Origin of the sequence: Qipengyuania oceanensis (assembly GCF_009827535.1) — a bacterium.
Classification (GTDB): domain Bacteria; phylum Pseudomonadota; class Alphaproteobacteria; order Sphingomonadales; family Sphingomonadaceae; genus Qipengyuania_C; species Qipengyuania_C oceanensis.
The window spans coordinates 1,835,469-1,847,434 of record NZ_WTYN01000001.1 but is presented as its reverse complement, the minus strand read 5'-3'; the positions used below and the strand labels follow the sequence as shown (position 1 = coordinate 1,847,434).

General features: G+C 63.8%; 12 protein-coding genes. 8 read left to right on the top strand and 4 right to left on the bottom strand.

Annotation, left to right across the window (positions count from 1 at the left end):
* Positions 1–2: 2 nt before the first annotated feature.
* The gene (locus GRI48_RS08905) at positions 3–392 is read right to left on the bottom strand and encodes a hypothetical protein (protein WP_337190795.1); all 390 of its coding nucleotides are present in this window, start codon (positions 390–392) and stop codon (positions 3–5) included.
* Here GRI48_RS08905 and GRI48_RS08900 point away from each other — a divergent pair.
* A complete protein-coding gene (locus tag GRI48_RS08900; protein ID WP_160674248.1) occupies positions 391–1,518 on the top strand; it encodes a serine hydrolase domain-containing protein in 1,128 nt (375 codons plus the stop codon). The two genes, GRI48_RS08905 and GRI48_RS08900, sit on opposite strands and share 2 nt — an antisense overlap.
* Here GRI48_RS08900 and GRI48_RS08895 read toward each other — a convergent pair.
* From GRI48_RS08895 to pdxH, 3 genes are read right to left on the bottom strand one after another with little or no spacing between them, the layout of a single operon-like run.
* Positions 1,503–2,315 (bottom strand): PhzF family phenazine biosynthesis protein, encoded by an 813-nt coding sequence (locus GRI48_RS08895; protein ID WP_160675605.1) that lies wholly within the window; start codon positions 2,313–2,315, stop codon positions 1,503–1,505. The two genes, GRI48_RS08900 and GRI48_RS08895, sit on opposite strands and share 16 nt — an antisense overlap.
* The gene (locus tag GRI48_RS08890; protein WP_160674245.1) at positions 2,312–3,262 is read right to left on the bottom strand and encodes a cation diffusion facilitator family transporter; all 951 of its coding nucleotides are present in this window, start codon (positions 3,260–3,262) and stop codon (positions 2,312–2,314) included. The genes GRI48_RS08895 and GRI48_RS08890 overlap by 4 nt, the downstream gene beginning before the upstream one ends.
* Positions 3,259–3,870, bottom strand: coding sequence for a pyridoxamine 5'-phosphate oxidase (gene pdxH / locus GRI48_RS08885; RefSeq protein ID WP_160674242.1), 612 nt, complete (start codon positions 3,868–3,870; stop codon positions 3,259–3,261). The genes GRI48_RS08890 and pdxH overlap by 4 nt, the downstream gene beginning before the upstream one ends.
* Before the next feature lie 85 nt (positions 3,871–3,955).
* Between pdxH and GRI48_RS08880 the strand changes: the two genes are divergently transcribed.
* From GRI48_RS08880 to GRI48_RS08850, 7 genes are read left to right on the top strand one after another with little or no spacing between them, the layout of a single operon-like run.
* Positions 3,956–4,936 carry a DnaJ C-terminal domain-containing protein gene (locus tag GRI48_RS08880; protein ID WP_160674239.1) on the top strand — a complete coding sequence of 327 codons (981 nt, stop codon included), beginning with the start codon at positions 3,956–3,958 and terminating at the stop codon, positions 4,934–4,936.
* Between the two features lie 2 nt (positions 4,937–4,938).
* Entirely contained in the window at positions 4,939–5,952 is a 1,014-nt protein-coding gene (locus tag GRI48_RS08875; protein ID WP_160674236.1) for a YihY/virulence factor BrkB family protein, read from the top strand.
* Complete coding sequence (gene fabI / locus GRI48_RS08870; RefSeq protein ID WP_160675602.1) at positions 5,952–6,758, top strand: enoyl-ACP reductase FabI; 807 nt, start codon at positions 5,952–5,954, stop codon at positions 6,756–6,758. Before GRI48_RS08875 ends, fabI begins: the two co-directional genes overlap by 1 nt.
* 6 nt (positions 6,759–6,764) lie before the next feature.
* On the top strand, positions 6,765–7,700 hold the full coding sequence (locus tag GRI48_RS08865) for an NAD-dependent epimerase/dehydratase family protein (RefSeq protein WP_160674233.1): 936 nt from the start codon (positions 6,765–6,767) through the stop codon (positions 7,698–7,700).
* Between the two features lie 34 nt (positions 7,701–7,734).
* The gene (locus tag GRI48_RS08860; protein ID WP_160674230.1) at positions 7,735–9,771 is read left to right on the top strand and encodes a nucleoside-diphosphate sugar epimerase/dehydratase; all 2,037 of its coding nucleotides are present in this window, start codon (positions 7,735–7,737) and stop codon (positions 9,769–9,771) included.
* Positions 9,768–11,189 (top strand): O-antigen ligase family protein, encoded by a 1,422-nt coding sequence (locus GRI48_RS08855; protein ID WP_160674227.1) that lies wholly within the window; start codon positions 9,768–9,770, stop codon positions 11,187–11,189. The genes GRI48_RS08860 and GRI48_RS08855 overlap by 4 nt, the downstream gene beginning before the upstream one ends.
* Positions 11,190–11,232: 43 nt before the next feature.
* Positions 11,233–11,958: a polysaccharide biosynthesis/export family protein gene (locus GRI48_RS08850; RefSeq protein WP_337190794.1), complete on the top strand. Its 726-nt coding sequence runs from the start codon at positions 11,233–11,235 to the stop codon at positions 11,956–11,958.
* Positions 11,959–11,966: the final 8 nt, after the last annotated feature.

Below are 11,966 nucleotides of genomic sequence, written 5' to 3'. Positions count from 1 at the left end.
CGTCAGCCCTGCCATTCCTGCAGGACGCAGCCGTATCCTTCGCGATAGGTCGCGGTGTCGCTCTTGACCAGCGGGATCGAGGCAGTGACCGATTTGGCCTCCTCGTCGGCGCTCAGCATGACCATTTCCATGCCGGAAATCTTGTCCTTCGCGCAGTCGCCCAGCTCGCGCCCGCCGACGAAATGGCAGGAGCAGGCCACCCGCGCCGTGTAGGCCGTCGCGGCAGACGAATAGCCCGAGACTGGCACGCGGTAAGCGTACCAGGCCGCGACGATCGCAGCGAGGACGAAGAGCGCGATCCATTTCCACGCCCCGCCGGGTTTCGAACGATTGCGGCGGCGGCTGGTCTTGGCCATTGAAATGCGCGTGTCCTTGGTAGAGGGAGCCGCCATGACGTTGCGGCGCGCCCCCCTTATCTGCTCGATCGCCATGCTGCCAGCCCTCGCAGCTTGCGGCGATACCGCTCCGGTCGAAGAGCCGCTGAGCGAGGCTGCCATGGCAGCGGTGACTGCCACGCCCGGCGCGCCTGAGAAAAAGCTCGCCCGGGCGGTCGACGAGACCTTCACCAAGGACGGACTGGGCGAGACGCGCGCGCTGATCGTGATGCAGGACGGCAAGATCGCCGCAGAACGCTACGCCGAAGGCTACGACGCGGATACGCGCTTCGTCAGCTGGTCGATGGCCAAGACGATCACCGCCGTGCTTATCGGCATGCTGGTCGCCGACGGGCGGCTGACCCTCGACCAGTCGCCGCCGATCCCGCGATGGCAGAGGCCGGGCGACCCGCGCTCCGACATAACCTTGCGCCAACTGCTGCAGATGCGCTCGGGCTTGCGCCATACCGAGGCGGGCGATCCGCCCTATGATTCGTCCGAGGTGCGGATGCTCTTCCTCGACGGGCGCGACGATATGGCCGATTATGCCGAGAGCCAGCCGCTCGAGGACGAGCCCGGCCGCACCTTCGAATATTCGAGCAATACTACCGTCATTCTCGCCGACATCGCGGCACGCGTGCTGACCGACAGCGATGACCCCGACACCCGGCGCAAGGCGGTCGGCGATTACCTCCGGTCGCGGTTGTTCGGCCCGCTCGGCATGACGTCTGTCGTGCCCGAATACGATGCCAGCGGAACGCTGATCGGAGGCAGCCTGATGCAAGCGACCGCGCGCGACTGGGCGAAATTCGGCGAGTTCCTGCGCCGCCAGGGGCGCTCAGAAAACGGCACGCAGATCGTGCCGCAGAGCTGGGTGCGCTTCATGACCACGCCGAGCCCGCGCCAGCCCAATTACGGCGGCCAGACCTGGCTTAACCGAGATACCGGCGAAGCGGAGAACCCGCTGTTTCCCGATCGCGCCCCGGACAGCGTCTTCGCGATGATCGGCCACATGGGACAGTACGTTATCGTATCGCCCGAACAGCGGGTGACGATCGTGCGGCTGGGCCATTCTGATGCCGCCGAGCGTCCGCCAATGCTGCAGGAAGTCGCCGATATCCTCGCGCTCTATCCGGCGAGGTAGAACCGCCCTTCGACCACGGTGAAGCATTGGCCCCCGAGCACCGCGCGGTCGCCATCCAGCCTGCATGTCGCATGCCCGCCCCGGTCCGACGCCTGGAAAGCGGTGAAGTGGGTTCTGCCGAGCCGCTCGCACCAGAACGGCGTGAGGCAGGCGTGTGCGCTACCGGTGAAGCTGTCCTCGTCGACGCCGCCGCCAGGTACGAAGACCCGGCTGACGACATCGCTTTCGCTGCCGGCCGCCGTGCAGATGAATTGGTCGTTCCCTAGCCTCTTCAACCCACGCAAATCCGGGTCGAGCGCGCGCACTTCCTCTTCGCTGCCGAAAAGATAGATGCCGTACCGATCCTCGTTCAGCCACACTTCCTGTGGGCGTGCACCGAGCAGTTCGACCGCTTCGGGCCATTCGCTGCGGCTCGTCCGGATTGCAGGGAGCGCCAGCTCGTAGCCTGGATCGGCCCGGGCGACTTCCAGCACGCCCGCCATGCGGGTGCGGAACCGAACGCGGTCGGCGTCCGGCATGAAGCCCTGCTGCGTGAGCGCTACGTGCCCGCTGGCAAGGGTGGCGTGGCCGCACAGGCGCACTTCCTCTGTCGGCGTGAACCAGCGCAATTCGTAATCCGCCTCGCCGGTTTCGTCGGGAACGAAGAAGGCGGTCTCGGCAAAATTGTTTTCTTCACCGATTGCGAGCAGGGTCGCATCGTCGAGCCATGTTTCGAGCGGCATGACTGCCGCCTGGTTCCCCGCAAACGGCCGGTCGGCGAACGCATCGACATGCCAGTAGGGCAGCGACTGTCTCAGGGCTTGTCCTCCAGCTTGGCGAACTGGTCTTCCTCCACCAGCGGGTTGTCCGGTTCGTCGACATGACCTTCGGGATCGATGTGGATGAGCAGCTCCATGCCGGGAAACTGGCGGCACAAATCCTCTTCGACCTTCTCGATCACCTCGTGCGCCTCGTCGACGGTCATCGATCCCGGAAGATCGACATGGAACTGCACGAAATCGCGATTGCCCGCGGTGCGGGTGCGCAGATCGTGGAGATTGCTGAGCTCGGGATGTTTGGCGGCAGCGGCGACGAACTGCTGGCGGCGATCTTCCGGCCATTCGCGGTCCATGAGGTGATCGATCGCCTCGCTCGCGGCATTCCACGCGCCCCACAGCAGCCAGCCGGCGATCGCGAGGCCGAACAGCGGGTCGGCCTGGCTCCAGCCGATATACTGATCCAGCACCAGCGCGGCGATGACCGCGAGGTTGAGGAACAGGTCGGACTGGTAGTGAAGATTGTCAGTCCGGATCGCGAGGCTGCCGGTCCTGGCGATGACGTAGCGCTGCCATGCGAGCAGCGCGAAGGTCGCCGCGATCGCGATGACCGAGACCGCGATACCCTCGCCCGCGGCGGACGTTTCCGCCCCGTAGAGAAGATGCTCGACCGACCGGAATGCGATCGCGGCCGCCGATAGTGCGATCAGCATGATCTGGAACATGGCAGCCAGTGCTTCTGCCTTGCCATGGCCGAAACGATGGTCCTCGTCCGCAGGCATCGCCGCGATCCACACGCCGATGAGCGTCGCGATGCTGGCCACGAGGTCCAGCGTGGTATCGGCAAGGCTGCCGAGCATGGCGGCCGAGCCGGTCTTCCACGTCGCCCAGCCCTTCAGCACGGCGAGGAACACGGCCATCGCGATCGAGGCATAGGCGGCCCGGCGAGTCAGTTGCGCGCGGGTAGCGGGGTCGACGGCGCCGGTCATGGGTATAGCAACCCGCTGGTCCAGCCGTCGCCTGCGGCACTCTCGTCGCGCACGAACAGGCGCCGATCGTGCAGCCGGTTGGGCCGGCCTAGCCAGAACTCCATCCGCTGGGGCACGAGCGTGAAGCCGGTCCAGTGCGATGGTCGCGGGATATCGCCCTCGGGGAATTCCCGTGCGATGTCCTCGACCCGATCGAGATATGTCTGGCGGCCGGGCAGGGGCCGCGACTGGTCCGATGCCGCGGAGCCGATCTGTGAGACGCGCGGGCGCGAGTGGAAATACTCGTCGGCCTGTGCAGCGGTAACCTCGTGCAAGGAGCCTTCGATCCGGATCTGCCGGCGCAGGCTCTTCCAGTGGAACAGCAGCGCGGCGCGGGGATTGGCGAGGATCTCGCCGCCCTTCCGGCTCTCGGCATTCGTGTAGAAGGTGAACCCTTCCGGCCCGTGGCCCTTCAGCAGCACCATCCGGACCGACGGGTTTCCGTCCGGCGTGGCGGTGGCGAGTGCCATGGCGTTGGGATCGTTGGGCTCGCTCGTCCCGGCCTCGGCAAACCACGCGTCGAACAGTGCAACGGGATCGCTTTCGGGGATGGCGCTTTGATCGTCCATGGAGCCACGCCCTACCCCCCGATCGCTCGCAGTGAAAGCGCGAATGCTTGCACCGGCCCCGTGTGCGACCTAGCTAGCACACCTGATGGCAACGAACGCATCCGATCCTTATACGACTCTCGGCGTCACGCGCAGCGCGACCGAAAAAGATATCAAGAGCGCCTATCGCAAGCTGGCGAAGGAGCTCCACCCCGATCGCAACCAGGGCAAGCCAGACGCGTCGGAGCGGTTCTCCAACGTCACCAAGGCCTATGACCTGCTGTCGGACAAGGACAAGCGCGCCCAGTACGACCGCGGCGAGATCGACATGGAAGGCAACCCCACCAATCCGTTCGGCGGAATGGGCGGTGGCTTCGGCGGAGGCGGCTACGGCGGCGGACAACGCGGCTTCCGGGCGGAGGATTTCCAGGGCTTCGGCGGGCAGGACGCCGATCTCGGCGACATATTCGAAGGACTGTTCGGTGGCCGCGGCGGCGCGCGTGGCGCGAGCGGCGGCTTCGGCGGCTTCGGTGGCGGCCGACGCACCCCGCCGCCGCCCCCGCCACGCAAGGGCGCAGACATCGCCTACAAGCTGCGCGTGCCATTCGTCGATGCGGCCGCGCGCAAGGACCAGCGGATCACGCTGGCCGACGGCAAGACGATCGACCTCAAGCTTCCGGCGGGCGTGGAGAATGGCACGCAGATGCGCCTCAAGGGCAAGGGCGAACAAGGACCTGGCGGCGCGGGCGACGGACTCGTCACGATCGCGATCGATCGCCACGCCTATTTCACCCGCGACGGCGACGACGTGCGGCTGGACCTGCCGATCACGCTCGACGAGGCCGTCAGGGGCGGCAAGGTTCGCGTGCCCACGGTCGATGGCGCGGTGATGATGACGATCAAGCCGGGTACCAGCGGTGGCACCGTCCTGCGCCTGAAGGGCAAGGGATTCAGCAAGAAGAACGCCCAGCGCGGCGACCAGCTTGTGACGCTCGAGATCCAGCTGCCCGATGATTTGTCCGAGCTCGAGAAACGCCTCGACGGGTGGACCGACGAGAGCGATCCGCGAAGCAGGCTCGGGCGTTAGGCTTGGAAGACGCACAGCTTCCCGATCCCGAAGAGCGCGAAGTCCATTCCCTGTCGCCAGAAGCGCGCAGGCGAGAAGCGGCTACCCTGCGCGGCCGGATCGAGGATCGCGTCGGGCCCGGAACGCGCGCGTTCGAGGTCGCCAAGAGAGTCCTTGTCGGCACCTATAACGACGGTTTCATCCACGCCGGCAACCTCGCCTATCTGGCGATGCTGGCGATCTTCCCGTTCTTCATCCTGACCGCAGCCGTGTTCGCCGCTTTCGGCGAAAAGGGCGAAACGGCGACCTCGATCTACAATTTCCTCGCCGCCATGCCGCCGCAGGTCGGCGACGTCATCGGCCCGGTCGCGCGCGACGTGATCGAGGAACGCAGCGGGTGGCTGCTCTGGGCCGGCGCGGCAGTCGCGCTGTGGACCGTCGGCAGCCTGATCGAGACGATCCGCGACATCCTCCGCCGCGCCTACGGCACGCACGCGACCCAGGCGTTCTGGAAATACCGCCTGCTCTCTGCCGGGATCATCATGGGCTCGGTCGTCCTGCTCCTGCTGTCGCTGTTCGCGCAGGTGCTGATCGGCACCGCGCAGGAAGTGATCGACGCCTATTTCCCCGCGCTCAACGATGCGCTGGGCAGCCTGCGCCTGTCGCGCATTGTCCCCGCCTTCGGCCTGTTCGGCTCGATCTACATGCTGTTCTACACGCTGACGCCCAAGGGCTATCGCGTGCGCCGCTATCCCAAGTGGCCGGGCGCGCTGGCGACGACCGTGTGGTGGGTCGCCGTGACCGTCGCGCTGCCACCCGTGCTGCGCCAGTTCTTCGCCTACGACATGACCTACGGCAGTCTCGCCGGCATGATGATCGCGCTTTTCTTTTTCTGGCTGGTCGGCTTAGGAGTCGTGCTCGGCGCGGAGCTGAACGCCGCGCTCGCCGAAACGCCCGAGGAAGAGATGAACGTCATCGGGCAGGCGGACAACCGGCGGCGCCATGCGCGCGCAAGGGCTGAAGCAGAGGACGAATGATGGGCGGATTGATGGACGGCAAGCGCGGGCTGATCATGGGCCTCGCGAATGACAAGTCGCTGGCCTGGGGCATCGCGAAACAGCTTGCCGATCACGGCGCGCAGCTTGCCTTCACCTATCAGGGCGAAGCGTTGAAGAAGCGGGTCGAACCGCTCGCGGCGCAACTCGGCAGCGACTTCACCTTCGAATGCGACGTCTCGGAGATGGACGCGCTCGACCGGGCCTTCGCCACGCTGAAGGATCGGTGGGAGACGATCGACTTCGTCGTCCATGCGATCGGCTATTCGGACAAGACCGAGCTGCGCGGCAAATACGTCGACACCAGCCTCGACAATTTCCTGATGACGATGAACATTTCGGCCTATTCGCTGGTCGCGGTGGCGAAGCGCGCCGCCGAGATGATGCCCGATGGCGGATCGATCCTGACGCTGACCTATTACGGCGCGGAAAAGGTGATCCCGCATTACAACGTCATGGGCGTCGCCAAGGCGGCGCTGGAAGCGAGCGTCAAATATCTCGCCAACGACCTCGGCCCGGCGAACATCCGAGTCAACGCGATCAGCGCGGGCCCGATCAAGACCCTGGCGGCGAGCGGGATCGGCGATTTCCGCTACATCCTCAAGTGGAACGAGTACAATTCGCCGATGCGGCGCAATGTCACGATCGACGATGTCGGCGGCTCGGGCGTCTATTTCCTGTCGGACCTGTCGTCGGGCGTCACCGGCGAGACGCACCACGTCGACGGCGGCTATCATGTGGTCGGGATGAAGCAGGAAGACGCGCCCGACATCGCGCTGGATAACTAGAACCCGATGCGGGTCGCAATAACCGGCGCCAGCGGATTTCTCGGCAGGGAGGTCGTCCGCCAACTGTTTAGGGCCGGTCATTCAGTGCGCGCGATCGTCCGAGACACCTCCCTTGGGGCAATCGAGGACGCCGCTGAGACGGTCGCCGCGGGCGATCTGTTGACGGCTCCGCTGGAGTCCCTTGTGGGCGATTGCGATGCCGTCGTGAATTGCGCGGCGCGGGTGCATGTGACTGCCAAAGAGAACACGGCTGTGGCGAGCGCGGCCTATGAGGACATGAATGTCGAGTTCCCCATACGGTTGGCACGTGCCGCACGGACACATGGCTGCGGCCACTTTATCCAGATGAGTTCGGTGGCTGCAATCGGCTCGGTCACGCCCGAGCGAACCGTCGTCGGCGATGGGTTTCCACCAGCGCCGACAACACCTTACGGTCGCAGCAAGCTAAAGGCCGACCAGGCGCTCGCCAGGCTGGCACGACCCGGCTTTGTCGTCACGAGCCTGCGGCCTCCGACCATCTACGACCGCGATGTCGGTGCCTTTTTCGCCCGGATAAGGCGGGCCGCCTCGATCGGCTTGCCGCTGCCGCTGGCGCGGATCGACAACCTGCGAAGTTTCGCATTTCGAGGAAATATTGCGGGCGCCGTGATTGCGACCATCGCTAGGCCGATCGACGGTGCCTACCTGGTTACCGACAGCGATCCGATATCCACTGCCTGCCTCTATCGCCTGTTGCTCGCCCGCTACGGCTACGGCGATCGGGTCTTCGCCCTGCCACAGGCGTTGGTATGGGCAGGCGCAGGAGCGATACTGGGCGATCGAGCTGCCAGCCTGCTTGGCGATTCGGCCTTCCGATCCGAGAATTTCCGTAAGACCTTTCACTGGACGCCCCGGTTCGATATGGAAGATGCACTGGCCCGGACTACAGGCGAGGGGTCGTAGTTCCTTGTAATTCGAATGGTCGCATTGGCAGCAAATGATTGAGCGCAGCGTCTCATGGTTCGAGGCAGCCTTGAACAAGGCGGCTTCGGCATTGATCGAAGTATCCTCGCTGGCGGTGACGTGGCCGAGATGGGTCAAGCGGTCGCTGGTGATGGCCGGCGACGCGATGCTCGCGGTTTTCGCAGTCTGGCTCGCCTTCTCGCTGCGGCTCGGCGAATGGCGCTTGCTCGACTGGTCCGTGATACGATTCGCGGGTTCGCTTCTGCTAATCTGGTTCCCGGTCGCGGTGTGGCAAGGCGTCTACGCGGCGATCTTCCGTTACACCGGCAGGGGTACGATCGTGACGCTGGCGGCCGCCGTTGCCATCGTCTGCGTGCCGCTGGTCTATTTCTACATGATCCGGTCCTACCCGGGCGTGCCAAGAACGATCGCGTTGCTGGCCCCGATGATTTTCTTCGCAATGATGGCCACCGCGCGCATTGTCGGGCGTTACGTCCTGGTCGATCTGTTCCACTCGCAACCCGCGGTCGGATCGGAGCGCCATCGCTCGCTGATCTACGGAGCCGGTTCGCTGGGGCAACGCCTCGCCGCATCGCTTGCTGCTGAACGAGGGATGCAGCTGGTCGGATATCTCGACGACGATCCGTCGAAGAAGGGCCGGCGGCTCGATGGCCACCGGATTTGGCATTCCGACGACATCGACATGGTCATCGAGCGCACCGGCGCAACTCGCATTCTTCTGGCGATGAGCGATATCTCTCGAAGCCGGAAACAGGAAATCGTCGACCGCCTCTCCGGTCATCCGGTCAAGGTCCATCCTCTGCCGCCGATGCGCGCACTGCTCGACGGAACCTTGCGGTTCGACGATCTTCAATCGATCGAGGTCGACGACTTGCTGGGCCGGTCGCCGGTCGCCCCGCTTTACGATCTGCTCTCCAGCGCAGTCTCCGGAAAACGGGTGATGGTCACCGGTGCAGGCGGCTCGATCGGCAGCGAAATCGCCCGCCAGATCGTGGATGTCGTACCAAGCGAGATCGTACTGGTCGACGCCAACGAGTTCGCGTTGTTCCAAATTGAAAAGGAGATCGAGGCCAAGGTCGCGGCGCTCGACACGGATCAACGGCCGACCATTGACTGCCGCTTGGTCAATTTGACCGATCGGAGCGACGTCGAACGCTTGTTTGCTAGGCATCGACCGCAAACAATATATCATGCCGCGGCCTACAAGCACGTGCCCATGATCGAGAGCAACATCGTCGCCGGAGTGCGAAACAATGTCTTCGGCACGATCAACACCGCCCGCGCAGCCCAACATAACGGTGCCGAAAAGTTCATCCTGATCAGCACCGACAAGGCCGTCCGTCCGCCGAATGTGATGGGCGCTAGCAAGCGGGTGTGCGAGATGGCCTTGCAGGCCTTCGACAGTGCCGGCAGCGATACGGTCTTTGCGATGGTGCGCTTCGGCAACGTCCTGGGGTCGAGCGGTTCTGTTGTGCCGTTATTTCGCCAGCAGATCGAGCGTGGCGGTCCGATCACCGTAACGCACCGCGACGTCATCCGTTATTTTATGACCATCCCGGAAGCGGCGCAGCTGGTTCTTCAAGCTGGAGGCATGGCCGAGGGTGGGGAAGTGTTCCTGCTCGACATGGGCGAACCAGTAAAAATATGGAACCTTGCCCGATCGATGATCACACTGGCAGGCCTGACAATTCGTGACGAATCCAACCCCGACGGGGATATCGAGATCGTGGCAACCGGACTGCGGCCGGGCGAGAAACTCTACGAGGAACTGCTGATCGGCGAAAGCGCGCTGCCCACGCGCCACCCACGGATCATGCGCGCCAAGGAACAGTTCCTAGGGATCGCTGAACTGGAGCCGCATCTCGATGCGCTCGAAACTGCCGTCATTAATGGAGATGAGGGAGGGTGCCGTGCGAATCTGTCGGCACTGGTTCCGACATTGCCGCCCGCAGGCGCGTCGCTTGACGCCGCGGAATCCGGCTGCCAAAGGCCCGGCGGGCCAGCAAATCACCTGCCAGGCCGCACAGTCGCAGCGAACGGGACAGGATGAAACTGCAATTGACAGCCAGACGGTCCGAATGGGGCCTGCTGATCCTGATTGCTTGCGCTGCCCTGATGGGCGGATCATCGCGCAGCGATATTTCGTCGCTGATCGTGCTGCGTCCTGTCGCCATACTTGCGCTGGCGTGGGGTCTCTATCGCCTGAGCGGCGCGCAGGCCCGCGCAAATACCGCTGTCCTGTATCTGGCCGGTGCGTGGTTCGGTCTGACTGCCCTTCAGCTGGTGCCCCTGCCACCTTTCCTGTGGCATGCCTTGCCCGGCAGAGAGCTGGCTCAGGAGATCGATCGGGCAGCAGGTCTTGCCGATCAATGGCGCCCGCTCTCGCTCGTCCCCTGGCGCACGCTCAACACCCTCTTTGCATTGACGGTGCCGCTCGCAGCCTTGGTACTGGCACTCGGTATGCCCCGCAGCCGACTACGCGTCGCAATCGCATTCATGGTGCTGATCGTGTGGCTGAGTGCCGGTCTGAGCCTGTTGCAAGTGGTCGGCGGGGATTCGAGCCCGTTCTACACCTATCGAGTGACGAATGCCGGCTCGGCTGTGGGCCTGTTCGCCAATCGCAATCACCAGGCAATTTTTATAGCAATGGGCTTCCCGCTCATTGCCACGGCACTTGCCCTATGGCCAGTCTCGCGGGAGCAGATCAGGCTCCGTGAATGGACCGCTGCGGGCATCACCACCTTGCTGGTGCCATTCCTTCTGTTCACCCAGTCGCGTGCGGGCATAGTGGTGGGGCTGATCGGCGCCGGGTTGGCGGTCTGGTGTTATCGATCGCCGCGCGAAGCGGCGCAACCTCGACGCAGGAAGATCGCGCTCGATCCGAGGATCATATTCGCCGGGCTGGCGACGCTGGCCTTGGTCGGCCTCACCCTCGCCTTCAGCGCGGCCAATTCGATCCAGCGCCTTGGTGCCGAAGACGACGAATTGCGGTTGAGCATCTGGCCGCCGATTTTCGATATGGCCCTGAGTTACCTGCCGACCGGAAGCGGGCTCGGAACCTTTGTTGAAATCTACGCGACCAACGAACCGGATGATTTGCTGGCACCTCAATACATCAATCATGCGCATAATGACTATCTGGAGCTTCTGATGACGGGCGGTTTGCCATTCATCGGTCTTCTCGCGATAGCGGCGGCCGTCGTCTTCGGCAAAGCTGCTGCCCGCTTGCGCCGGCGCGGCCAACGCGAAGATCAGATCTTGGGGCGGTTGGGTGTGTCCCTCATCCTCATCCTAGCAATCGGCAGCGCTTACGACTATCCTGTTCGCACACCGCTGCTGGCGACTATTCTCGCGCTGGCGGTCGTCATGGTCGTCGGCAGGGAAACGGTCGGCGACGTGGCGAGCGACGAGGGCAAGAAAATCGCGTTCACCAAAGATACAGGTGCCAAGGGGCGCAATCCGACATGACGTTCACAACCGGCTTGGCACCAGGCAAAACGGAATCAACCAAGTGACCAACAGACTTCTTCTCTTGGCAGTCCTTGCGAGCGCGCTCGCAGCCTGCGCCGGCAAGACTCCGCCCTTGGCAACGAACAATCCCGATCTACAGATCATCACTGAAGGGGCGATGCCGCGCCCTACCCTTGCGGACCAGCCGCTCGGCGACGACAGTTTTGCCGTGGGTCCTTACGATGAATTGATCATCGATGTATTTGGGCTGGAAGGTTTGACTGCGCGCGAAGTCACCGTGGACGCGGGTGGGAATATTTCCGTTCCCCTCGTCGGCTCTTTTCAGGTGGCTGGGATGACGCCGCTTCAGATCGAGCAGGAAATGACGCGCCGCTTGCTTGATGCCTACGTGCGAAATCCCCGGGTGTCGGTTAATCTGGAGGTGATCAACAGCCAGCTTGTATCAGTCGACGGGCAGGTCAAGAAGCCGGGTCTGTACCCAGCCCTCGGCAATCTGACGCTGATGCGATCGGTTGCGCAGGCAGAAGGCTTGTCCGAATTCGCGAAGATGGAGGACGTTGTCGTATTCAGGACGTCGGATGGACGTCAGTATGCTGCTTTGTACAATCTCGCCGCGATCCGGAGAGGCTACTATCAGGACCCCCAGATATACGCGGGCGACCGGATCATCGTCGGCGAATCGAGAAGCCGCCGGATCTTCAGCGACTTTCTTGCGGCCGCGCCTCTCCTGACCGCGCCGATCATCGCCGTGCTGCAGAACAATTGAGCAAGACC

Excerpts from the sequence above, each read along its gene's own strand:
- GRI48_RS08900 (WP_160674248.1), top strand. The coding sequence starts at position 391 with ATGACGTTGCGGCGCGCCCCCCTTATCTGCTCGATCGCCATGCTGCCA.
- GRI48_RS08905 (WP_337190795.1), bottom strand. The coding sequence starts at position 392 with ATGGCGGCTCCCTCTACCAAGGACACGCGCATTTCAATGGCCAAGACC.
- GRI48_RS08890 (WP_160674245.1), bottom strand. The coding sequence starts at position 3,262 with ATGACCGGCGCCGTCGACCCCGCTACCCGCGCGCAACTGACTCGCCGG.
- pdxH (WP_160674242.1), bottom strand. The coding sequence starts at position 3,870 with ATGGACGATCAAAGCGCCATCCCCGAAAGCGATCCCGTTGCACTGTTC.
- GRI48_RS08880 (WP_160674239.1), top strand. The coding sequence starts at position 3,956 with ATGGCAACGAACGCATCCGATCCTTATACGACTCTCGGCGTCACGCGC.
- fabI (WP_160675602.1), top strand. The coding sequence starts at position 5,952 with ATGGGCGGATTGATGGACGGCAAGCGCGGGCTGATCATGGGCCTCGCG.
- GRI48_RS08865 (WP_160674233.1), top strand. The coding sequence starts at position 6,765 with ATGCGGGTCGCAATAACCGGCGCCAGCGGATTTCTCGGCAGGGAGGTC.
- GRI48_RS08860 (WP_160674230.1), top strand. The coding sequence starts at position 7,735 with ATGATTGAGCGCAGCGTCTCATGGTTCGAGGCAGCCTTGAACAAGGCG.
- GRI48_RS08855 (WP_160674227.1), top strand. The coding sequence starts at position 9,768 with ATGAAACTGCAATTGACAGCCAGACGGTCCGAATGGGGCCTGCTGATC.